General features: G+C 43.5%; 23 protein-coding genes. 16 read left to right on the plus strand and 7 right to left on the minus strand.

Annotation, left to right across the window (positions count from 1 at the left end; genetic code table 11):
- Positions 1–2 precede the first annotated feature (2 nt).
- Complete coding sequence (locus KHS79_RS21830; protein WP_027707055.1) at positions 3–569, minus strand: PilN domain-containing protein; 567 nt, start codon at positions 567–569, stop codon at positions 3–5.
- Positions 569–1,633 carry a pilus assembly protein PilM gene (locus KHS79_RS21835; RefSeq protein WP_212722116.1) on the minus strand — a complete coding sequence of 355 codons (1,065 nt, stop codon included), beginning with the start codon at positions 1,631–1,633 and terminating at the stop codon, positions 569–571. The genes KHS79_RS21830 and KHS79_RS21835 overlap by 1 nt, the downstream gene beginning before the upstream one ends.
- A 250-nt stretch (positions 1,634–1,883) precedes the next feature.
- Here KHS79_RS21835 and KHS79_RS21840 point away from each other — a divergent pair, with 250 nt between their 5' ends.
- Positions 1,884–4,223, plus strand: a complete 2,340-nt coding sequence (locus tag KHS79_RS21840; RefSeq protein WP_233468548.1) for a penicillin-binding protein 1A — start codon at positions 1,884–1,886, stop codon at positions 4,221–4,223.
- Positions 4,224–4,371: 148 nt separating this feature from the next.
- Here the strand turns inward: KHS79_RS21840 and KHS79_RS21845 are convergent, their stop codons facing one another.
- From KHS79_RS21845 to rpmE, 4 genes are all read right to left on the minus strand, one after another.
- The gene (locus KHS79_RS21845; protein WP_212722118.1) at positions 4,372–5,637 is read right to left on the minus strand and encodes a malic enzyme-like NAD(P)-binding protein; all 1,266 of its coding nucleotides are present in this window, start codon (positions 5,635–5,637) and stop codon (positions 4,372–4,374) included.
- A gap of 177 nt (positions 5,638–5,814) precedes the next feature.
- A complete protein-coding gene (locus KHS79_RS21850) occupies positions 5,815–7,287 on the minus strand; it encodes a M48 family metalloprotease (protein WP_212722120.1) in 1,473 nt (490 codons plus the stop codon).
- A gap of 49 nt (positions 7,288–7,336) precedes the next feature.
- A complete protein-coding gene (locus KHS79_RS21855) occupies positions 7,337–8,197 on the minus strand; it encodes a thermonuclease family protein (protein ID WP_212722122.1) in 861 nt (286 codons plus the stop codon).
- A 28-nt stretch (positions 8,198–8,225) separates the two neighbouring features.
- Positions 8,226–8,444, minus strand: coding sequence for a 50S ribosomal protein L31 (gene rpmE, locus KHS79_RS21860; protein WP_027707051.1), 219 nt, complete (start codon positions 8,442–8,444; stop codon positions 8,226–8,228).
- 320 nt (positions 8,445–8,764) lie between these two features.
- Between rpmE and KHS79_RS21865 the strand changes: the two genes are divergently transcribed.
- Positions 8,765–11,032 carry a primosomal protein N' gene (locus KHS79_RS21865; RefSeq protein WP_212722124.1) on the plus strand — a complete coding sequence of 756 codons (2,268 nt, stop codon included), beginning with the start codon at positions 8,765–8,767 and terminating at the stop codon, positions 11,030–11,032.
- A gap of 63 nt (positions 11,033–11,095) precedes the next feature.
- Here KHS79_RS21865 and argS read toward each other — a convergent pair whose 3' ends face one another.
- A complete protein-coding gene (gene argS, locus KHS79_RS21870; RefSeq protein ID WP_212722126.1) occupies positions 11,096–12,838 on the minus strand; it encodes an arginine--tRNA ligase in 1,743 nt (580 codons plus the stop codon).
- 550 nt (positions 12,839–13,388) lie between these two features.
- On the opposite strand from argS, the gene KHS79_RS21875 reads away from it, so the two are divergent.
- The 14 genes from KHS79_RS21875 to KHS79_RS21940 all read left to right on the plus strand — a co-directional run bounded on the left by KHS79_RS21875 (position 13,389) and on the right by KHS79_RS21940 (position 23,597).
- On the plus strand, positions 13,389–13,967 hold the full coding sequence (locus tag KHS79_RS21875) for an SPOR domain-containing protein (protein WP_212722128.1): 579 nt from the start codon (positions 13,389–13,391) through the stop codon (positions 13,965–13,967).
- 254 nt (positions 13,968–14,221) lie between these two features.
- Positions 14,222–14,764 (plus strand): ATP-dependent protease subunit HslV, encoded by a 543-nt coding sequence (hslV, locus tag KHS79_RS21880; RefSeq protein ID WP_027707047.1) that lies wholly within the window; start codon positions 14,222–14,224, stop codon positions 14,762–14,764.
- 78 nt (positions 14,765–14,842) lie between these two features.
- Positions 14,843–16,183 (plus strand): ATP-dependent protease ATPase subunit HslU, encoded by a 1,341-nt coding sequence (gene hslU / locus KHS79_RS21885; RefSeq protein ID WP_094789051.1) that lies wholly within the window; start codon positions 14,843–14,845, stop codon positions 16,181–16,183.
- Positions 16,184–16,402: 219 nt separating this feature from the next.
- Positions 16,403–16,789: a gamma-butyrobetaine hydroxylase-like domain-containing protein gene (locus KHS79_RS21890; protein WP_212722130.1), complete on the plus strand. Its 387-nt coding sequence runs from the start codon at positions 16,403–16,405 to the stop codon at positions 16,787–16,789.
- A gap of 118 nt (positions 16,790–16,907) precedes the next feature.
- Positions 16,908–17,681: a bifunctional demethylmenaquinone methyltransferase/2-methoxy-6-polyprenyl-1,4-benzoquinol methylase UbiE gene (gene ubiE, locus KHS79_RS21895; RefSeq protein WP_212722132.1), complete on the plus strand. Its 774-nt coding sequence runs from the start codon at positions 16,908–16,910 to the stop codon at positions 17,679–17,681.
- A gap of 141 nt (positions 17,682–17,822) precedes the next feature.
- Entirely contained in the window at positions 17,823–18,458 is a 636-nt protein-coding gene (locus KHS79_RS21900; protein ID WP_212722134.1) for a ubiquinone biosynthesis accessory factor UbiJ, read from the plus strand.
- 2 nt (positions 18,459–18,460) lie between these two features.
- Positions 18,461–20,086, plus strand: coding sequence for a ubiquinone biosynthesis regulatory protein kinase UbiB (gene ubiB / locus KHS79_RS21905; RefSeq protein WP_094789047.1), 1,626 nt, complete (start codon positions 18,461–18,463; stop codon positions 20,084–20,086).
- Between the two features lie 7 nt (positions 20,087–20,093).
- Positions 20,094–20,516: a phosphoribosyl-AMP cyclohydrolase gene (gene hisI, locus KHS79_RS21910; protein ID WP_212722135.1), complete on the plus strand. Its 423-nt coding sequence runs from the start codon at positions 20,094–20,096 to the stop codon at positions 20,514–20,516.
- Positions 20,517–20,613: 97 nt separating this feature from the next.
- Positions 20,614–20,949 carry a phosphoribosyl-ATP diphosphatase gene (locus KHS79_RS21915; protein ID WP_027707040.1) on the plus strand — a complete coding sequence of 112 codons (336 nt, stop codon included), beginning with the start codon at positions 20,614–20,616 and terminating at the stop codon, positions 20,947–20,949.
- Positions 20,949–21,284, plus strand: a complete 336-nt coding sequence (locus KHS79_RS21920) for a histidine triad nucleotide-binding protein (protein ID WP_094789044.1) — start codon at positions 20,949–20,951, stop codon at positions 21,282–21,284. Before KHS79_RS21915 ends, KHS79_RS21920 begins: the two co-directional genes overlap by 1 nt.
- A gap of 45 nt (positions 21,285–21,329) precedes the next feature.
- Entirely contained in the window at positions 21,330–21,590 is a 261-nt protein-coding gene (tatA, locus tag KHS79_RS21925) for a twin-arginine translocase TatA/TatE family subunit (protein WP_094789043.1), read from the plus strand.
- A gap of 28 nt (positions 21,591–21,618) precedes the next feature.
- Complete coding sequence (tatB, locus tag KHS79_RS21930) at positions 21,619–22,062, plus strand: Sec-independent protein translocase protein TatB (RefSeq protein WP_094789042.1); 444 nt, start codon at positions 21,619–21,621, stop codon at positions 22,060–22,062.
- 26 nt (positions 22,063–22,088) lie between these two features.
- A complete protein-coding gene (gene tatC / locus KHS79_RS21935; RefSeq protein WP_051310852.1) occupies positions 22,089–22,856 on the plus strand; it encodes a twin-arginine translocase subunit TatC in 768 nt (255 codons plus the stop codon).
- Between the two features lie 24 nt (positions 22,857–22,880).
- Positions 22,881–23,597 (plus strand): 16S rRNA (uracil(1498)-N(3))-methyltransferase, encoded by a 717-nt coding sequence (locus KHS79_RS21940; RefSeq protein WP_094789041.1) that lies wholly within the window; start codon positions 22,881–22,883, stop codon positions 23,595–23,597.
- The last annotated feature ends 31 nt before the right edge of the window (positions 23,598–23,628 follow it).

Consider the following 23,628-nt stretch of genomic DNA (forward strand, 5'->3'; position numbering starts at 1 on the left):
AGTTACTCCTCCTTATCTTTTTTGTCAGCTTCAGGTGTTGTCTTCAACACCGCCATTACAAAGTTGTTCATAGACTGATTCGCTGGATTTCTTTTTACAGAGGCTAAATTAGGCTCTTTAAACCATTTAGAGCTATCAAACTGACGCATCAGGGTTGAAACACGATTATTAGACTCGGCAACCCCAGTAATCGAGAGTCTATCACCCGCAAGTACTAAGTGATTAAAAAACACGCCATCGGGTATTACTCGTACAAGCTCATCAAATACCCGAACAATAATCGGTCGGTCACCTTGCAGACGCTTGATTACATTCATCCGTTCAAGTAGCTGTTCTCGCCTTTTTTTCAGCTCTTTAATTTCAGCTATTTTAGTATCCAGTGCAGCAATTTCTTTTTTTAGAAACTCATTACGTCCCTGCTGGTTTGAAATAGCACCATTGATCTGTCGGTCCCCTAAAAATACAAGCCCTGCAGCCACTGCAACCGTTATTGCTAATGCTGTGACAAAGTGTTTTTTCCGTTCTTCTCTTCGCTTTTCCCGCCATGGAAGAAGGTTAATTTTTGCCATCAGTCAAAACTCCTCATGGCCAAACCACAGGCAATCATCATTGCTGGCGCATCATTGCTCAAAGCCGTCGCGTTAACTCGGCTAGCTACTGCCATTTCCGCGAATGGGTTAGCTATTGTTGTAGAGTTACCTATTTTTTCCTGAACCAACTTATCAAGGTCACTCAAACATGATGTGCCTCCAGCAAGAACAATATAGTCAACATCATTAAATTGACTTGATGAGTAGAAAAATTGCAATGACCGAGACACTTGTTGTACAACAGCATCTTTGAAAGGAATCAACACCTCCGACTCATAGTCATCTGGTAAACCACCTTGCTTTTTAGCAAGTCCGGCATCCTCAAACGATAAACCATACCTGCGCTGAATTTCTTCCGTTAACTGTCGTCCACCAAATAACTGTTCACGGGTATATATAGTTTTCCCTTCATTAAGCACACTTAAAGTAGTCATGGTGGCGCCAATGTCCACAATGGCTACAGTCTGATGCTCATCATCCAGATTTAATTGCTTGGCTATTTGCTCGAATGCTCGCTCCATTGCATACGCTTCAACGTCCACAACTTTTGCAACCAGCCCTGCATGTTCAAGCACAGCCTCACGCATCTCTACATTTTCCCGCCGACATGCCGCTAGCAGCACGTCAACCATTTCAGAGTTTCGCTGTGAAACACCTTGAACTTCAAAATCTATGGCTACTTCATCAAGTGGATAAGGGATATACTGATCAGCCTCTACGGAAATTTGGTTTTCCATTTCATCTTCAGAAAGCGAGGCATCCATTTCGATGTGCTTGGTAATGACTGCAGAGCCTGCAACCGCTACCGAAGAGTCTTTACAGCTACTACGCGACTTTTTGAGTGCTTTGGCAATAGCTTCACCAACAGCATCAACGTCATTGATGTTTTTTTCAACAACCGAGTTCTCCGGTAAAGGCTCTACACCGTATGCCTCTACCTTAAAACGGTTACCACTACGACTTAGCTCTAACAACTTGACAGATGTGGAGCTAATGTCTACCCCCAAAACGGGCTTTGATTTCTTATTGAGGAACCCTAACACGGATAATTCCCTATCAAGACGGCCACTTACAGTTAAAAGCTCATTATTTACATTAAATACCAGACTTTACATTCGCGCAATTATGTGAAATGCAAAAAAAGTCCTTATAATCGATACTAAAACAATGCAAAATTGATTAACCACTTCGCTAACTCCTTAATATGTCTAGAAAAAAACGAGGAATACTGTGACACTGATCAGATTTTTTATTTGGACCACTTTTCTCTTAATATGTGGCACATTCCTCATTTTGACGAGTGTATACCTATACCTTAGCCCAGCATTGCCATCAGTTGAAAGTTTACGTGACATTAATTTGCAAACCCCATTACGGATATACTCAAGCGACAACAAACTGATTGGCGAGTTTGGCGAGCAACGGCGTGCACCTATTGCTTTTGAAGATACCCCCAAACAAATGATCAATGCGTTTGTCGCCGCAGAGGACAACCGCTTCTTTTCACACAACGGTGTTGACCCCAAAGGCCTTGGTCGAGCCGTTGCTCAGCTTCTAAAAAGCGGCGCCATCCAGTCAGGTGGTAGTACCATCACCATGCAGGTTGCCCGTAACTTCTTCCTTAGTCGGGAACGGGTGTTCTCCCGTAAGTTCAATGAAATCCTGCTTGCCCTTCAAATCGAAAAAGAACTCAGCAAAGGCGATATCATTGAGCTTTACATGAATAAGATCTACCTGGGTAACCGAGCTTATGGTATTGCCGCCGCGGCTCAAGTTTATTATGGCAAACCCATTGATCAACTCAGTTTAGCTCAATTTGCAATGATTGCAGGTTTACCTAAGGCACCTTCTGCATATAACCCTATAGTTAATCCAGAACGAGCACTTGAGCGCCGTAACTGGATTTTAGGCCGTATGCATTACCTCAGTTTTATAAGCCAAGATGAGTATGACTCAGCTGTCGCAGAACCTATCACTGCCAGCTACCATGGCTTGAAAATTGAGTTAGATGCTCCCTACTTGGCAGAAATGGTTCGCCAGGAAATGGTCGAGCGCTTTGGGCCAAATGCTTATACTGATGGCTACACGGTTTACACTACCGTATCCAGTAAGCTACAAAATGCAGCACAGGAAGCCATTCATCTGGGTTTATTAGAGTATGAACAGCGCCATGGCTATAGAGGACCTGAGAAACAACTACCTCCCACGGAGTTTGACGAAGAAGCATGGCAAAAAGAGCTTAAACAAACGTCTATTGTTGGTAATTTAGAGCCAGCCATAGTAACCCATGTTGGTCCAGATGCGATTGACGTAATGATGAAACATGGACCAGCCAGTGTGAGCTGGGAAGGACTGAAATGGGCACGCCGCTATCGTAGTGTCAATTCTTTAGGGCCACAGCCTAAATCACCCGCCGAGGTAGTGAATGTTGGCGACCTGATCAGACTATTTAAACCCAAAGGAAAAGATACTTATGAGCTTGGACATATACCTAAAGTTCAAGGCGCTTTGGTATCTCTTAACCCCAAAGATGGTGCTGTTATAGCTGTTGTTGGAGGGTTTGATTATAGTCACAGCAAGTTCAACCGAGCAGCGCAAGCTGCACGACAAGTGGGCTCCAACTTCAAGCCATTTATTTACAGTGCTGGTTTAGAAAATGGCTTTACTGCTGCAACAACCATTAATGATGCTCCAATCGTCATGCCTGATGCTAATTTGAAAGTTTGGCGTCCGGAAAATGCGGGGGGTAAATTCTTTGGTCCAACACGACTACGAAAAGCACTTTACTTATCTCGTAATCTTGTGTCTATCAGGCTCTTGCAAGCTATGGGCGTTGACAAAGCCATTAGTTATGTAACTCGTTTTGGCTTTGATGAGAAAAAGCTGGTCCCCAATCTGTCGTTAGCATTAGGGGCTGCTGACTTTACCCCAATGGAACTTGCAACAGGCTATGCAGCCCTTGCTAATGGTGGTTATCAAGTAAAGCCTTACTTTATCAGTCGTATTGATCACCTAGATGAAACAGTGTACCAGGCAACTCCCTATAAAGTCTGTAAGACTTGCCAGCCCTCACCAGACCCTTCAAAGGTAACAGATGAAGCAGAACTTTTGGTAACAGATGATGATGGCTCTAGCTTCTATCCCGCACAGCAAATTATGGACCCAAGAGCTAATTACATTATGTATACCATTTTGCAAGACGTCATAAAGCATGGCACAGGGCGCCGAGCACTCGCATTAAAACGTAGTGATCTGGGAGGAAAAACAGGTACCACGAATGACCAGAAAGATGCCTGGTTCTCCGGGTTTAACGCCGATGTTGCAACCTCTGTTTGGGTTGGGTTTGATCAACCTAAAACCCTTGGTAGAAGAGAATACGGTGGTACAGCTGCACTGCCCGTCTGGATACGTTTTATGGGGGAAGCATTGGCCGGCAAGCCTGAACACCCTCTGCCACAACCTGATGGTTTAGTGCGTGTTCGTGTTGACCCAGAAACAGGTATGGCTGTAGCGGCAGGAACACCTGGAGCTATGTTCGAAATATTCTTAAAAGAAAATGCACCTGAGTATGACCCATCTGTAGCGATGCCAAGTATTAATGATGATGCACTCAAAACAGAGGAAATTTTCTAGTGAAAGGTGTCATCTTGGCCCTTGCTTAAATCAACCCTCACTACAATGTAAAAAATAAAAAAGGCACCATATGGTGCCTTTTTTATTTATTTGCTTCAGCTAGTTAGATTTGTGTAATTACATCAATGAAAGCGACTTGAGATGAAAGTTACTTAATATCTTCAATAGCCTGAAGAGGATAGTGATCCGGGTATGCAAGTTTGGCTGCCCCACTGTCTACAGCTGCTTTGGCAACAGCGGCAGATACTACTCCAAGCAGCCTGACATCCATAGGCTTTGGAATAATATAATCACGGCCAAAGCTGAGCGACTTGCCACCATAAGCATTAATAACATCCTCGGGAACAGGTTCTTTCGCCAGATCTTTCAAGGCATGAACAGCCGCCAGCTTCATCTCTTCATTGATCACTGTCGCTCTAACATCCAGCGCACCACGGAAAATAAAGGGAAACCCTAATACATTGTTTACCTGGTTAGGGTAATCAGAGCGCCCTGTAGCCATAATGACATCATCACGAACAGAGAGTGCAAGTTCAGGCTTGATTTCTGGGTCAGGGTTTGAGCAGGCAAACACAATGGGGTTAGGCGCCATTTTTTTCAGTTGCTCAGGCGATAATAAGTTAGGCCCAGAAAGCCCCAAAAAGACATCAGCACCTTCAATAGCATCATCAAGTGTACGTTTCGACGTTTCATTAGCAAAAGCAGCTTTATACTGGTTTAGATCATGCCGGCCACTGTGAATAACGCCTTTTCGGTCAAGCATGTAAATATTCTCAGGCTTCATGCCACAAGAAATAAGAAGCTTGCAACAAGCAATCGCTGCAGCTCCTGCCCCTAAGCAAACCATAGATACATCACTTATAGACTTACCAGCTAGCTCCAGTGCATTCAACATGCCTGCTGCTGTAACAATAGCTGTTCCATGCTGATCATCATGAAACACCGGAATAGAGCAAAGTTCGATTAACTCACGCTCAATATCAAAACACTCTGGGGCCTTGATATCTTCTAAGTTAATGCCTCCAAAACTAATAGCAATTCGCTTTACTGTGTCGATAAACGCTTGTGGGCTTTCAGAGTCAACCTCAATGTCGATGGAGTTTATGCCTGCAAAGCGCTTAAACAATAAGCTTTTTCCTTCCATTACGGGCTTACTAGGCAAAGCCCCCAAATTACCTAAGCCTAAAATAGCCGAGCCATTACTAATAACTGCAACTAAGTTACCTTTAGCAGTGTATTTGTAAGCATTTTCTGGGTCTTTCGCAATTTCACGAACGGGCTCAGCAACACCTGGGCTATAGGCAAGCGCTAAGTGTCGTGCAGTTTCGGCAGGTTTTGTAAGCTCAATACTGATTTTTCCTGGTTTAGGATTAGCGTGATACTCCAGTGCAGCGGTTCTCAAGTCCTCGGACATGGCGTTGTTTTCCAATTATTTGTTGTTAAATTAAACAGCTTAAAGAAAAGGCATTACTCCCTCAAGCAAGCAATGTTGCATAAACATTTACAAAGTTTAATAGTCAATTTTACGTAATCATGTGTCAACGTGTTACTAGATTTGTACATAAAATCCTTTTATTAGAAGATATTTGTTTTATTCAATAACCTTTAGCCACTGTCCTACTTTGGGCTCCCCTTTAGGGTACATATCATTAATTAAACGTAACTGAAGCTCAGCTTGCTCTCGTATTGGACTTCTCTTAGCCAATGCAGAAAATGTCATCCCTGGTGAAGCTTTGATAAGTTTAATTTTATTTCCTTCTGCTCGTTGGTAATCTTGCGGGGGTAACGACTGAAAACTATTTATGATTTGCAAGAACTCAACATCATAACTGGCAAATGTTGAACTCAGTTTAACTTGCCCTTGTAATATAAATACTTTTCCTTCATGAAAGAAAACCGCCAAACGAATAAAGCTCCCCCCCAGTTTCGGCTGGACTATCGCGGTGTAGCCAATAGTATTACCTATATGAATTGACTGTCCTCCTCGCAGTCGATAACGTTGATCTACAAGGGATTTCAAATATGCATCAGGCCTAAAGCCATTTTTGATGGGGCCTTGTTCCATTACAAAAATGGCGGACTTTTCAATAGGGTGAGCAATCAGACGAGCAGGTGTATTAATAATTTTCCAATGTTGGGGAAAGTGCACTTTAAAATTCATCGGCTTATGTAAAAACTGATTATTTATCGTCACACCAGTACTACTACTTTCGCCAAATGCCAGCCCATTTATTTTCTCTAAGTACCTTTTTGAAAATACTTTTCCTTGGGATTTAGTTGGTACATTAGCTACCACTTCTTGTAGTCGTTTGTCATTATCGGGATGTGTTGAAAAAATACCATGGTAAGTGCTCGCCTCTTTACCTTCTGCCTCAGCCTTCTTGGTAGCCCACACTTCGTGATTTTTTAGTACTTTCACTACATTAATCATGGCTTGCGGGTTATAGCCTGCTTTAGCAAGATAAGAAGCACCCAAACCATCGGCTTCAAGTTCATGCTCCCTACCATACCCTCTTACCACAGCAGTACCCAGAATACTGGTTAAATCTCCTGCAATACCAACTCCCGTATAGGCTGCAACCACTTGACCAAAGACATTACTGGCTGTACTCATACCATGCTGCTGTACACTATGCCTTGCAGTTACATGAGCAACTTCGTGTGCTAATACTGCTGCCAGCTCAGCCTCAGAGTTTAAATAAGCTAGCAACCCACGATAGACATAGATATAACCGCCAGGCAAAGCAAAGGCATTAACTTCTGGAGAATCAATCACTGTAAATTGGTAAGGTAGTGAAGGGCGATGACTAACACGAGCAACCTTAAGCCCAACTTCTTGGACATAGCGCTGCAACGTTTGAGTATCTAATATGGCAAGCTGATTACGAACCTTTAGATTATTTTTGCTCCCAACATTCAACTCCTCCTGCTCACTCATCAATACAAAGTCATAGTCGCCTGTTGCAGGGTTTACAACACACCCCGAAAAACTAAAGCAACTCACTATCAGCAGGATTAAAACTGTTCCCTTATAAGGTGACAATGAAAAACTAAGATGTTTCATGAGCATTCACAATCGTTTAAAAACGTTGCCAGGTATGAGTCCAAGAGTACTAATATACTCTATTTGATGGCTTTTTTAGTTGTATCACTGCAGGGTGCCTTACCAGCATTAGCCAGCGAGCATAGTGTTTTGGCAGTTTACGCCGTTTATGCTGTCGATCAATTAACCAGCCACGCACTTCTAATGTTGTATTTTTCAGTTTTTTGACCCACTCGACATTGAAGAAAGGCTGGTCTGCTTTCTGTATCTTTAGCGCAACATCATTGCCCAGTATGACCCACCAATGATTATCTGTGATAATGACACTTGTTACTTTACCAAGTACAAGCTGAAAGCCAGACTGGCTTACATTACCAGTAGTTGTTGGTAACAGCTCACGCCAAATATTTTGCCTGTTATTTCTAGCCCTCTTCTCTGACGCTATAAAGCATGGCAATAATTCAGTATTAGGTGGAACCGCAATGTAAAAACCCAATCCTTTGAGCAACAAATGCTTGGAAAGCAGCTCTCCTTGCTCATTAACGATATAAGCCAGCACTCTTCCATAACGATCACGTTGCTGCTTACCTTTAACGAAGAAGAGATGTTTTGAGTATTGTTCTAGCCAGCGTTTAGCTGCTTGCTTTGCTGCTAGAGCAAAAGGCTCTGACGGAGAGTTATCATATCCTAACTCAGGTGTATTAATACCTATTAGCCGAATTTTTTGACCATTTCCATACAACGTATCACCATCAATCACTTTCGGCTGGTGGAGAGCCTGCTGCTTACCTTTGGGTTTACAGTTGAGCCGAGCGGCTGATACGTATGATGCTGATGCAGAGGAAGAAGCCTGAAACGCAGGAAGCGTTGAAGCAAGGGCTGGTGATAGAGAGAAAACAGCTGATACAAAAAAGGCGCTGATAACCAGCACCTTCTTTGAAAATCTTAGCGCGTTGGTATTATGCTTTGCGAGTAGTACGCATACCAAAACGTTTCTTGAAGCGTTCAACACGACCACCAGTATCAAGAATCTTTTGCTTACCAGTGTAGAACGGGTGACAAGCAGAGCATACTTCAATGCTAAAATCTTTGCAGACAGTGGACTTAGTTTTAATGACATTGCCACAGCTACAAGTGATGTCAACCGCCTCATAAGTTGGATGGATTTCTGCTTTCATGACGTTTCCTCTTGTATCGTGTGCCGCTACCCGAACCATTTGCACAAACTCGTTGCCAGGCACCGCACTTACTATAAATAATATATCAGCACTTAAAGCATGCTAGAGGGTGGCAGCACAAATACAACACCACCTAAATAAAACTGACCGGGCATCTTACCAGAAAGTAAAGTATTGGCAACCTTCAACCATCATTGTTCACTATTTATTCTGCAAAGTAACCCACCATCAAAAGCGATAGCACTACATTTTTACAGAATTTGCCTGTTATGATGTACTTTTTGTAGCGGCCTTCTTAAACCTTTACTGATCATATACTTATGGGCAATTACGCCAAGACAGAGTCAACGCACTATCTTCAGGTTGCCTTGCCAACCCCTTTACGCAGAGTATTTGACTACCTCCCTCCAAAATCTGGTATTGATGCTTTATCCCCAGGCATACGACTCAAAGTGCCCTTTGGGCCTCGAAAACTCATTGGCATCCTTATCGCGATTACCACTAAGACAGATATACCACCAAGCAGCCTGAAGCATGCAGAACACGTGCTGGATGAGCAGCCGATAATCCCTAGAGACTTGCTGGACCTTTGCCGGTGGGTAGCCCATTACTACCATCACAGTCTAGGAGAAACACTGAGCACTGCTATCCCCGTCGCACTGCGCCAAGGTAAGCCAGTAGCCCAACAAACTCGAAAGTTATGGCGTCTTACCTATCCTGCCGCTGAGGTACCAAGCAACATTGCGCGCAATGCCAAACTACAATTAGCCGCCTGGCAATTATTAAAACAGCACTTAAAGGGATTACATGAGCCTATGCTGAAAAGTTTAGGTGTCAGTAACCAAACACTTTCAGCGTTGGAAAAAAAAGGAGAGGTTGAGTGTATTCTTGAAGAGCTGCCAACACTGCATACTATGCCTCAAAGCATACTGCATGAAGCACCCTTAACGCTTAACCCCGAACAAGCACATGTTGTACAACAGATACTGCAAGCCGCACAACAGTTTCAAACCTTTTTACTGCAAGGGATCACTGGCAGTGGCAAAACCGAAGTCTATTTACAACTTATCGAGCATACGTTAAAAGCGGGTAGGCAAGCACTGGTACTTATCCCCGAAATTGGCTTAACGCCACAAACCTTACACCGCTTTGAGCAGCGCTTTGCTGTTCCCATTGTCGTTATTCACTCAGGGCTAAACGACAGTGAACGCTTTCTTGCCTGGCAGAAGGCCATTGATTATCGCGCCGGCATTATTATTGGCACTCGCTCTGCTGTATTCACCCCGCTCGCGAAACCTGGCTTAATCATCATTGATGAAGAACATGACGCCTCTTATAAACAGCAAGACAGCTTACGCTACTCAGCCAGAGATATTGCCATTTACCGAGCCAGACAAGCTAACATCCCGATTGTATTGGGAAGTGCCACCCCCTCTTTAGAAACCATTCATAATGCAAAGGCTCACCGCTACCAGCATTTATGGCTGACTCGGCGGGCAGGTATGGCCAAACCACCCAGCATAGAATTGCTTAACATCAGAGGAGAGACTTTACAGGCAGGATTATCTTCTGCATTACAACAAAAAATAACACAGCACTTAGAAAAAGATCAGCAAGTACTCATTTTCATTAATCGTCGAGGCTACGCACCCACGCTACTCTGTCATGAATGTGGCTGGGCTGCAGACTGCCCTGACTGCGATGCCCACCTAACTATTCATCGTCAGCCTGCCCATTTACACTGCCACCACTGTGACTATCAACAGCCTATTCCAGAACGCTGTGGGCGCTGCAATACTGCCAGCTTATTCCCTGTTGGTGCTGGCACAGAGCGAATTGAAGACTTTCTCATAGAACAGTTTGATCCTACTCCTGTTATTCGCATAGACCGTGACAGTACTCGAGGGAAAAGCCGCTTACAGCAACTATTTAAGGACATTCACCAAGGTGAACCTGCTATTTTGGTGGGCACACAGATGCTGGCAAAGGGCCACCATTTCCCCAAAGTAACATTGGTTGCCATTCTAGATGCTGATTCAGGGCTATTCAGTAGTGATTTTCGGGGGTTAGAGCGCCTGGGACAGCTTATCACCCAGGTAGCAGGCCGAGCAGGAAGAGGCACATTAGCAGGCGAAGTAGTCATACAGACCCATCACCCCGAAAGCCCAATTTTAAATAGCTTAGTTACTGAAGGCTATGACACTTTTGCTAATACATTGCTTGCAGAGCGAGAAAAGCTCGGTTTACCACCGTATGGCTATATAGGATTATTTAGAGTGGAGTGTAAAAAACATGAAGAAGGAGAACAGCTCCTGCTGCAACTACGAGAATTAATTAACCAATTTTTGCAGCACAATAACTTAAATGGCCCACTCGGTGTTACGTTGCTTGGGCCTCTACCAGCCCCTATGGAAAAGCGACAAAATTGGTATCGATGGCAGATGCTCGTTAGCAGCCCTGCTCGACAACCACTGCATACAGCCATTGCTTTTGCTGTTCATCAACTGGAGGGTGGAAACCAAATGCTGGTTAAGCTTGCCCGTAAACTGCGCTGGTCAGTAGATATTGATCCACAAGATATGATGTAAGCAAAATAGAAAAAGGGCCTTTTTAGGCCCTTTTTTAACGACTAAATATAGTGGTAAAAAACCTTACATTTGCTCCACAGTATCAATCCCCAGCACGTCAAGCCCTGCTTTAAGGGTATTAGCTACCAGCGCACAAAGCAGTAAGCGGCTCTGCTTAGTTGCTTCTTCCACACCTGGCTTATTAACTGGGCAAGCTTCATAAAACGTCATAAAGGTACCCGCTACATCATATAGGTAACCACACAACAAGTGTGGCTGACCTTCAGCTACCATGACATCAAGGGTTTCATGAAACTGCATAAGCTTCATAGCTAAAGTGCGCTCTTCTGGTGCTAAAACAGCTAATTCACCAGATAACTCTTCCAGTTGAACACCCGCTTTACGGAAGATACTTTTCACACGAGTATATGCATACAAAATATAAGGTGCTGTATTACCATCAAACGCCAGCATATTGTCCCAGTTAAAAATGTAATCACTGGTACGGTTCTTAGAAAGGTCAGCGTACTTAATTGCTCCCATTGCCACAGCACGAATAACGTCTACTTTTTGTTCTTCGTCTAAGTTAGGGCTTTTCTGAGCTATCAGTGTAGCTGCACGGTCTTCCGCTTCATCGAGTAACTCGGCAAGCTTTACAACACCACCCGCTCTGGTTTTAAAGGGCTTACCATCATCCCCCAGCATCATGCCAAACGCATGGTGCTCAAGTGAGCAGCGTGCTGTTGAAAACCCAGCCTTCTTACAAATTGTGAAAACCTGTTCAAAATGCTGTGCCTGGCGAGCATCCACATAATACAGAACGCGGTCAGCATGCAGGGTATGACAACGATAACGGATTGCGGCCAAATCCGTTGTTGAATATAAAAAGCCACCATCTTTCTTCTGAATAATGACTCCCATAGGCTCGCCATCTTTGGTTTTAAACTCTTCCAAAAAGACAACTTTAGCCCCTTGGTCATCTGTCAGCAGGCCTTTCTCTTCAAGCAACTTAATGACATTAGGCAAATCATCGTTATAGGCGCTTTCTGCCATAACATCATCACGAGTCAACGACACATTAAGTCGATGATATATTTCTTCACTGTGGTTCAGTGAGATATCAATGAATTTTTCCCAAAGTTTTTTACAGTGTTCATCACCACTTTGCAGCTTAACAACATACTCACGCGCCACTTCAGCAAACTCAGGATCTTCATCGAAGGACTTTTTCGCATCCCGGTAAAATGTTTCCAGGTCAGATAGCTCCATAGAAACTGCATCAGGATTTTCTGCTGCAAGCCGTTCCATATAGGCGATCAACATTCCAAATTGGGTACCCCAGTCACCCACGTGATTTTGTCGAACGACTTTATGACCTAAAAATTCAAAGGCTCGTGTTACCGCATCACCAATGATTGTGCTACGTAAATGACCAACGTGCATTTCTTTCGCTAAGTTAGGCGAAGAGTAGTCAATGACAATCGTCTTTGACTTATCTGCTTTAGGCACACCGACTCTAGGATCTGCGATCCACTGTTGAAGCTGCTGCTGCATCCATTCAGGCTTTAGAAAGATATTAATAAAGCCAGGACCAGCAATTTCTATCTTTTCAGCTACATCAGCCAAACTGAGTTGTCGAATCACATCTTCAGCCAGTTCACGAGGATTCTTGCCAAGCTTTTTAGCTGCACCCATTACCCCATTAGCCTGATAGTCACCGAAACTGGATCGCGAGCTGGTTCGTACCATTGCTTGAGTCCCCTCTGGTGCCCCAGCGGCAACTAACGCCCGGCTAACTTCGGATTCTAAAAACTGGCGAATGTTCATCAGATTTCCTTTGTTTGCTATTACCAGATGCATAAGCAAAAAGCCCGATTAGCAATGCTAATCGGGCTTGTGTTACATACCACGAGCACAGACCGACAGGCTTGCCATCATAACTGCAGTAATGAAAAGCCTCGTCGGAATGGCAGCAATGCAGATGTCCCCCAGTAATAAACTATGGGCGTAACATCTCCATAAAAATTCTGTATTGTCTTACCAAAAATATATTTCATAGCGCGTGCATACTAGCCGAATCTTGGCACCAAAACAACTTTAGTGCTCGGCTACTGATTATTCAAATAAGCTTTGGCATAATGCACACTAGTTGTTGCCTTTAGAATACATCTCAAGTGCCTTATCTGAATAACATACCTCAAAATTTAATAATCAAACTGAATACAGCTGCAACAAATGTAGTCTATTAAGCTAACAAACTATATATACCTCAAGTAAATGGTAGATTCTGTATATGGCATTCAATTCGTAAACGAGGGAAGACTTTTTTCAATTTTTTGATAATCTTTTCACATAGGTAAGTAAGAAACGAAAAACTATGACAAAACGCGGTGCTAGTCGTAAACCCAAACAAACCCAGCAAGCACGCCCCTCTGGACTCCCTTGGTTAGTCACAGGTGTTGTTGTTGGACTCTTTTTAGCTTTTCTGATCAAGCTTGTGCCTAATGCAAGTGATATCCGCAAGACTGTCACTAGCAGCAACAAGTCCAACTCAGAGCAGCAGTCAGATAGCCCATCTAAGGCTGTCTTTGACTTTTATACACTACTCACAGAGTCTGAAACAGTTGTACAAAATGTAGAAGACAATGAAGTGTTACCTGCAAAATTAACTCAGCCGGAACAACAAGCACCAGCCCCTAACCCTCCAGAAAAGGCTGCCCAGACTCAATATGCTCTTCAGGCTGGATCATTTAGAAACCGGCAAGATGCAGACCGCCGACGTGCAGAACTTATATTGCTTGGACTAACGGCTCAGACCCAACCCGTTAACATTCGCAACGGGGAAACCTGGTATCGAGTCCAAGTAGGACCATTTGCAAACAAGCAACAAATGGTGAGTGTTAAAGGCAATTTAGCCCAGCAGAATATTGACTCTATTGCACTCCAGCTAAAGTAACAACCACCCCCTCGTCTGTTGTCCTTGAATTATTCTTTAATTACCCCATATTGAAAACATACCCGAGCCTGCGATCAGGCTCGATGATGACGCACTGAAACAGCCGAAGTCAGCAGCTTTCTTACATAAAGAGAAATGTATCTTTGCCCGTGCCAGTCTTACGCCCCAATCACAAGCTAGGGTTTTGACAGTTTTCAGGCAACACGAAAATGTTCAGGTAGCGTTATACCCATGCAAGATCAGAGGAGTTCACATTGGAACAGTATCGAGGCACTACCATCCTGTCTGTACGTCGTAACGGTAAAGTCGTTATCGGTGGTGATGGCCAAGTGACACTGGGCAATACCGTCTTAAAGGGAAATGCTCGCAAGGTAAGACGGTTATACAATGGCAACGTGATTGCAGGTTTCGCAGGCGGAACCGCAGATGCCTTCACGTTATTTGAACGTTTTGAAGCGCAACTCGAAAAGCATCAAGGACACTTAGTACGAGCAGCTGTCGAACTTGCTAAAGACTGGCGTACAGACCGAGCACTAAGACGCTTAGAAGCCTTGTTAGCGGTTGCAGATGCTAAAGCCTCACTCATTATCACAGGTAATGGTGATGTCGTTGAGCCTGAAAATGGGTTAATCGCCATTGGCTCAGGAGGTCCATTTGCCCAGTCTGCCGCTCGTGCTCTGTTGGAAAGCTCAGAATTATCCGCTCGCGATATTGTTGAAAAAGGCCTGGAGATCGCTGGAGATATTTGTATCTACACTAACCACAATCGCACCATCGAAGAGCTTGATTGTGAGTAAGCGCTAGACCAGGACACAAAAGCACGACACGTCGTATTGTGAGTAAGATTTACCTTTTTTAGATATTACAGGTTTACCATGTCTAATATGACTCCACGGGAAATTGTTCACGAGCTGGACAAACATATTATTGGCCAGGCTGAAGCCAAACGAGCTGTAGCCATCGCCCTACGTAACCGTTGGCGTAGAATGCAAGTCAGTGCTGAGCTACGCAATGAAATTACCCCTAAAAATATTTTAATGATTGGTCCAACTGGGGTGGGTAAAACCGAAATTGCACGTCGTCTAGCCAAGCTAGCTAACGCCCCCTTTATTAAAGTCGAAGCAACCAAGTTTACAGAAGTAGGCTATGTGGGGCGCGACGTAGAGTCGATCATTCGTGACCTGGTAGACGCTGCCATTAAGATGAAGCGTGAACAGGAAATGGAACGGGTAAAACATCGTGCACTGGATGCTGCTGAAGAGCGCATTCTTGATGCCTTGCTACCTCCAGCCCGCAGCTTTGAAGACAGCGCTAAAGAGCGTGAAAGCTCAAGCACAAGGCAAGTCTTTCGGAAAAAATTACGAGAAGGCGAGTTGGATGACAAAGAGATCGAAATTGAAGTCAAAGATTCCCCTGTAGGTGTTGAGATTATGGCTCCTCCAGGTATGGAAGAAATGACAAGCCAACTGCAAAATATTTTTTCAAATATGTCTTCTGGCCGAAAAAAAGCGCGCAAACTTAAGATTAAAGATGCCTTCAAGTTAGTGCAGGATGAAGAAGCTGCCAAACTGGTCAATGAAGACGAGCTTAAAGCAAGTGCCATTGAGTCTGTGGAACAAAACGGTATTGTCTTTCTTGATGAAATTGACAAAGTCGCCAAACGTTCTGCCGGCAGCAATGCTGACGTATCTCGAGAAGGTGTACAGCGTGACTTGCTGCCGTTGATCGAAGGCTGCACCATCAACACTAAGTTTGGCATGATCAAAACCGATCATATACTTTTCATTGCATCAGGTGCTTTCCACTTGTCCAAACCTTCAGACCTGATACCTGAATTGCAAGGTCGTCTGCCCATTCGAGTTGAACTTAACGCGCTGACAGTTCAAGACTTTGAGCGTATTTTGACAGAGCCTGATGCTTCACTAACAGAGCAGTATCAAGCACTTATTGCAACTGAAAGCCTGAATGTTGAATTTACCAAAGATGCTATCACTCGTATTGCGGAAGTAGCATGGCACGTCAATGAAAGTACCGAGAACATTGGTGCTCGCCGTCTACATACCGTAATGGAGCGATTATTAGAAGAGGTTTCCTTCAGTGCTGCAGACTTGAGTACCGAATACAGTGATAAGCCTCTTGCCATTGATGCTAAATATGTTGATGAGCACCTAGGCAAGCTTGCTCAAGATGAAGATTTAAGTCGTTACATTTTATAATGACTTAACGAAAGCAAGCACAACATGACCTGCCTGAATGAGCTTTATAAACTGGAGCTTATTCAGGTGTTTTTTAAAATATTCTAGCCTTTCTTAATAAGCTTCCTCATTACTGCATTGATAAGCATACTCACTCAAGCCTCTCTCCCAATATGCTAAGGAGTAGTCTACAATCAACGCGGACTATCATCTGAAATGAACACAACTACCAGCAACATTATGAATACACCCTTGCTGATTGATATCAAACTCCATAAAAAGTCACGTAAAGTAAGTCTCTCCTACGACAGTGGCGAGCAGTTTGAATTATCGTGTGAACTGTTAAGAGTATTATCCCCTTCAGCTGAAGTGCGTGGTCATGGTCAAGGCCAGGCTGTATTACAGACAGGAAAGCGATTAGTAAACATACAGCAAATTGAGCCTATTGGTCATTATGCACTAAAAATCACCTTCGATGATGGCCATGATAGTGGACTGTATACCTGGGACTATTTATACGACTTATGTTGTCATCAGCAAAAATACTGGGACACATACCTGCAACAGCTCCATCAGGCTGGCGCCAGCAGAGACCCAGATGTTAGCGTTGTTAAATTTATTGAGTAAAGGCCGTTAGTCTCCATCTTATTTATCCCCATCATGGTATAGATAAGCTTTCTTCTTTATAGGAAAATCCTTACCTTTACTCAAAAACTATTTTATTTTTCCATCAATAGAGGCGCGTATGTCTGGAAATAATAAGCCATCAGATGGCCAACAGAACACGACCCATTTTGGATACAAGCAAGTTAATGAGACAGAAAAAGCTAAGTTAGTTGCTGATGTTTTCCATTCTGTAGCGCCGAAATACGATTTGATGAATGATCTCATGTCGATGGGCATTCATCGTATCTGGAAACGTTTTACTATTGAGCTAAGTGGCGTACGTGCTGGCAATAAAGTATTAGATATAGCTGGCGGTACAGGTGATCTCACCCGAAAATTTGCCAACCTTGTGGGCATGGATGGCCAAGTAGTACTCGCGGATATCAATGACTCAATGCTAAAAGTAGGCCGTGACCGACTTATTGACCGCGGTATTTGCGGTAATGTTGAGTACGTTCAAGCTGATGCTGAAAAGCTACCCTTTGCCGATAACACTTTCGACTGTATTACGATTGCTTTTGGCTTGCGTAATGTGACTCACAAAGAAGAAGCACTAAAGTCCATGCATAGGGTGTTAAAACCTGGTGGGCGCCTATTAATTCTTGAGTTTTCTAAAACCAACAATCCAGTTATGAGTAAGATGTACGATGCATACTCGTTTACGGTACTTCCGTTACTAGGTAAATTAATTACCAATGACAGTGAGAGCTATCGTTACCTTGCAGAATCTATTCGCATGCACCCTGATCAAGAAACATTAGAGCGAATGATGCAAGAGGCTGGGTTTGTCCGTACCAGCTACCATAACATGACTGGAGGCATTGTCGCGTTGCATAAAGGAACAAAACCATAGCAACAAGTGCTTTTTCCATCAATAAAAACAGCTAGAGCTATTGCTCTGTAATTAATGAGTACGAATTTGTCTAGCGAGCACTATTACCCTGAATAGTATATTTACAACAAATAAGTTGCGAAGTAGAAGGGAGTCAGAAGTATGAGCATAACTGTGAATACAGCCCTGCAAGCCGCCATGGAGAAGGTGGTTAATGAGTTATTAGCACTCGACCCACTGACTCAACAGCGTCTTGCCCAGTTTAGTGGTGAAACTCTGTGTATCCAAAGTACACAGCCCAAGCTCACCTTTTATATCTCGTTTACATTGCAAGGTATTAGCCTGCATAGTCATCATGAAAGCAGCCTTACCGCTTGCCTCACTGGTGAGGGTAGTGATTTGCTTCGTCTCCTGCTTAGTAAAAGCACAGCAGATAGTACATTAAGTGAGCACTTACAACTTGCTGGCAACACCGACTTTATCATGGCTGTTCACCAAATCATTCAAGAAAGTGAGCTTGACTGGGAGGCTCTAGTTGCCAGGTTAGTAGGCCCACTTTTAGCACATAAAGTTACCAATGGTTTAAGAAGTGGCCTTCATTGGCTGCAATATACCCAACAAACATTACAGCAAAATATCACTGAATATTTACAAGAAGAGCTGAAAGAACTTCCTCCGCGCAATGCGGTAGAAATATTTCAAGAAGACCTGATGCAACTTCAGTCTGATACAGACCAACTTGAAGACCGGCTTGCTCGCCTTCAGAAACACTTTAAAAACGCCCCGCAACAGGACTAGCCGTGGTTCAGATTCCTCGCCTGCTAAAAATCATTTATGTTACTGCTAAGTATCGCTTAGATAACCTCATCGACGATGCCCCACTACCCTTTTACTTAAGGTTGGCTTTTTGGTGCTTACCATGGCGTTGGTTTGTCCGTAATCAACGCCCGCGTGCAGAGCGACTTCGTTTGGCTTTGGAGGAGCTAGGCCCAATTTTTGTTAAGTTCGGCCAGCTACTTTCTACACGTCGAGACCTGCTTCCTGATGACGTTGCCCAAGAACTGCAAAAGCTCCAAGATCAAGTCCCCCCCTTTGCCAGTGAAGAGGCTATCAAAATTATCGAAGCAAGCCTCCAGCAGTCGGTTACAGAGGTGTTTACTTCATTCTCAGCAACGCCGATGGCATCTGCTTCAGTGGCTCAAGTACATGCCGCAGAATTGCCTGATGGCCAGCAAGTTGTGGTCAAAGTCATTCGACCAGGTATCCAAAAAGTCATTCGCCAGGATATTGCCTTACTCTACTTATTAGCAAGAATCATCGTTTTAATCTCTCGCGAAGGCCGGCGACTTCGCCCTCTTGAAGTTGTTCAAGATTATGAAAATACGATTTTTGATGAGTTAGATCTGCAGCGTGAAGCCGCAAATGCTTCCCAGCTTCGCCGTAACTTTGCGGATTCAGACAAACTCTATGTGCCTCAAGTTTATTGGGACTTTACTTCGACTCAAGTTATGGTGATGGAGCGGATTCATGGAATCCCTGTCGCTAATGTCGAAGCCTTGTTGGCCCAAGGAACCAATATGCGTAAGCTTGCTGAGCGAGGTGTAGAAATTTTCTTTACTCAAGTCTTTCGAGATAGCTTCTTTCACGCAGATATGCACCCAGGAAATATCTTCGTTGCCACAGAAGATCCAAGTAACCCTTGTTACATTGCCATAGATTGTGGGATATGTGGCTCGCTGACTCCGGAAGATCAAAGCTATCTGGCTCGCAACCTGATTGCTTTCTTTAAACAGGACTATCGTATGGTTGCCCAGCTGCATATTGATTCAGGCTGGGTACCCAAAAATACCCGAGTAAATGAGCTAGAAGCCGCTATTCGTACAGTATGCGAGCCGGTTTTTCAAAAACCACTGAAGGATATTTCGTTTGGGCAAGTGTTGCTTCGTTTATTCCAGACGGCTCGCCGTTTCAATATGGAGGTCCAACCTCAGCTGGTACTTTTACAAAAAACACTGCTCAACATCGAAGGTCTAGGCCGGCAGCTTTATCCCGAGTTGGACCTATGGTCAACGGCTAAGCCTTTTCTTGAGCAGTGGATGAAGAAGCGCATTGGCCCTATGGGTCTTCTAAAATCACTACACACCAAAGCCCCCGACTTACTTGAGCAAGCACCACTACTCTCACAAACAGTGGTTAAAGCCGTCGAGGGCTATGTTTCTCACCAGCATCATTACCAGCAGCAGCTTGAAGAAGCACGTCATAAGCGACAGCGCCGCAGAATTCAACAGTGGGTTGGCTGTGCTACCCTGGCAGTGGGCCTGATTGGTTTGTGGATTCCAGACTGGTATAACGTCATACTAAATGCAAGTGAAGCCCACTTATTACTTGTAGCACTGGGTGTAGTATTACTGGTTAAGCAGGACTAAATGCAGCATGACAAATGCAAATAGAAATCACGATGATTGGTTAAGCACTATCAAGTGGGATGCAAATGGACTGATACCTGCCATTGCTCAGGATGCCAGCACTGACCAAATTCTCATGATGGCCTGGATGAACAAAGCGGCCCTCCAGCAAACAGTTGAAATGGGTGAGGCTGTCTACTGGTCTCGATCACGTCAGAAGTTATGGCATAAAGGTGAACAGTCTGGCCATACTCAACAAGTCCATAGTATTTTTTTGGACTGTGATAGTGACGTTATCATTCTAAAAGTGACTCAACAAGGAGGTATTGCTTGCCATACTGGCCGGCTAAGCTGTTTCTATCGTCAGCTAGACACCAGCCAAAAAGCACCTCAGTGGCAGACCGTTGCTCCTGTTTTACAAGATCCAGAAGTCATCTACTCGAAAAAGTAGATAGTTTGCCAACAAAACTTTATCGGCGCTAAAAAAAATTATCAGAGCCTATGATGAAATATCTTTCAGCTAAAACCTGTTTACCAAGGTCCAATCTATGAGTGATGTGCTAATTGCATTAGGCAACATATTAGAAGAAAGAAAAAACGCAAGCGCTGATAGTTCCTACGTTGCGAGTCTTTATGGCAAAGGGCTCAATAAAATATTGGAAAAAGTCGGCGAAGAGGCAACAGAAGTTATCATTGCAGCTAAAGATGCAGAACAAGCCCAGTCAAAAGCGGATGTTGTCTACGAAACAGCCGATCTTTGGTTTCACACGCTTGTCATGTTGGCTCACTTGAATATAAAGCCGGAAGAAATATTACAAGAGTTAGCCAGACGTTTTTCAATTTCTGGCTTAGACGAAAAAGCTTCACGAACAGGTAACAAATAATGACAGACTGTTTATTCTGTAAAATTGTGGCTGGAGATATTAAAGCAGACATTGTTCATGAAGATGAGCACTGTATTGCCTTTAAGGATATTAACCCAAAGGCTGCCACTCATTTATTAGTGATCCCTCGCCAACATATTTGTAACCTTTATGATATAAAACCTGAACATGATCACTTGCTAACCCACCTCATCAAAACCATTCCAATGATTGCCAAAGCGCAAAATCTAGATAATGGCTTTAGAACGGTAACCAATACAGGTGAAGGCGGTGGCCAGGAGGTTTTCCATCTGCACTTTCATATACTAGGTGGTGGGCCATTAAATCCCCTATAATACAGCATCGCTTTTGCTGTGGAAATTCGTTAAAAGGAGTAACACATGGGTAATATTGGTTGGGTTCAGCTGTTAATTGTACTGGTGATTGTCTTACTGTTATTTGGTGGTAAGCGATTACGCAACTTAGGGGGTGACCTAGGTTCTGCGATCAAGGGTTTTAAAAAAGCCATGGATTCTGATTCAGATGCGAACAAAGATGCTCCACCTCAAAAGCTAGAGCAACAAAATCAGCAGCAGGACAATACCTCTTCAGAAACCAAACAAGAAACAACCAAAGAACACAACACTGTAAATAAGCAGTAGTTTTGGGGTTTTACTTTGAGGATACAACGTGTTTGATATAGGCTTTGCAGAGCTTCTGCTTATTGCCATTATTGGCCTGATCATATTAGGTCCTGAGCGACTCCCCCATGCTATTCGTACTGTAACTCTCTGGGTTGGCAGAATTCGTCGTGGTTTTACAGCAATGAAATCCGAAATCGAGCGTGAAATTGGCGCGGATGAAATTAAGCGCCAACTTCATAATGAGCGGATCATGGATGAGTTAAAACAAGCACAGCGAAGCTTGCAAGAAAATGTTGAGGATGTAAAACACGGCTTGGATAACTCTATTCATCCCACACTTTCCGAGCCCTCTTCATCATCAGTGCAACCAGCTGCAACTGACTCAAAAGCACCACCGACAATTAAACCTTATACTGTTTCTCAGTCTGCACCTGAAACAGGCAAAAGCGAAGTGCCGGCAGAAAAGTCAGCTCATCAATCTGATTCCTAACCGTACGATATAAGTTGTGAAAACCCATGAGCTCGCAAAACTCAAGTACTGAAGAGATCCATAACAAAGATAAAGAACAACCTTTTATTGAGCACTTAACGGAACTACGAAATCGCTTATTAAGAGTTTTTATGGCAATTGGGGTAGCATTTGTGATCCTAATACCCTTTGCTAATGTTATTTATGAGTTTATTTCTTTGCCTTTAAGGGAGCTTCTTCCAGAAGGCAGCACAATGATTGCTACCGAAGTAGCCTCTCCTTTATTAGCACCTTTTAAACTCACCATTATTGCATCCATTTTTTTAACTATCCCTTATATACTTCATCAAGCATGGAGTTTCATTGCTCCAGGCTTATACCGGCATGAACGCCGGTTAGCCGTTCCATTACTTGCCTCTAGTGTGCTGTTATTTTATCTCGGTGTGGCCTTTGCGTATTTTGTTGTATTCCCTTTATTATTCGATTTTTTTACTAAAATAGGCCCTACCGATGTAGCAATTATGACCGATATCAACAAGTATCTTGATTTTGTGCTAAAACTATTTTTGGCATTTGGTACTGCGTTTGAAATACCTATTGCTACTGTCTTACTTATTTGGTCTGGAATTGCATCTGTTGATAGTTTAAAAGCAAAACGCCCTTATATTATTGTTATTTGCTTTGTGGTCGGTATGCTACTGACACCACCAGATATTATTTCACAAAGTTTACTTGCCATACCCATGTGGTTGTTATTTGAAAGCGGGCTATTGTTTGGGAAAATGATTACACAGCGTTCATCTGCCACAACATAACCACCGAATGATAATTATAAAAAAATGAATTTAATATTGCTGTTCAAAGAAGACTTTATCAGTGTAAGCCATGTTCGCATCACTGATCGAAGACGATGGCATATTCAAAATATATTGACCAAACAGGTTGGTGATAAGGTCACTGTTGGCCTATTGGGAGGAGATGTCGGCCAAGGAACTGTCACAGCAATTAATGATCAGGGAATTGAATTAGCCATTGAATTAACGTCTCCTCCACCGCCGCCATTGCCTCTAACCTTATTATTAGGGCTACCGCGTCCCAAAATGCTCAAGCGAATTTTATTTTCAGCAACCACACTGGGAGTAAAAAAGATAATACTCATTAACAGCTATCGCGTTGAAAAAAGCTACTGGCAAAGCCCATGGCTAAAACCTGAAAAAATGGCGCCCTTTTTCCATGCAGGCCTAGAGCAAGCACGAGATACCCTTTTACCTGAAGTTATTCTCGCAAGGCGCTTTAAGCCTTTTGTCGAAGATCAGCTCCCTTCACTTTGTGCAGGTAACCAATGCTATATCGCCCATCCTGCAGCTATCTCTACACCACCAACCAACCTGACCACGCCCAGCATTGTTGCTGTTGGCCCTGAAGGTGGATTTATTGAGTACGAAGTAGAGATGTTAGCTGAAAGGGGGTTCGAACCTATTAGGTTAGGTGAGCGTATTTTAAGAGTTGAAACGGCCATTCCAACACTGGTCGGCCGCATGTTTAATCTAACATAATACTTTTTTTAGGGCTTATTATCAGGCCTTT

The organism is Zooshikella ganghwensis (assembly GCF_018263875.1).
Taxonomy (GTDB): Bacteria; Pseudomonadota; Gammaproteobacteria; order Pseudomonadales; family Zooshikellaceae; genus Zooshikella; species Zooshikella ganghwensis.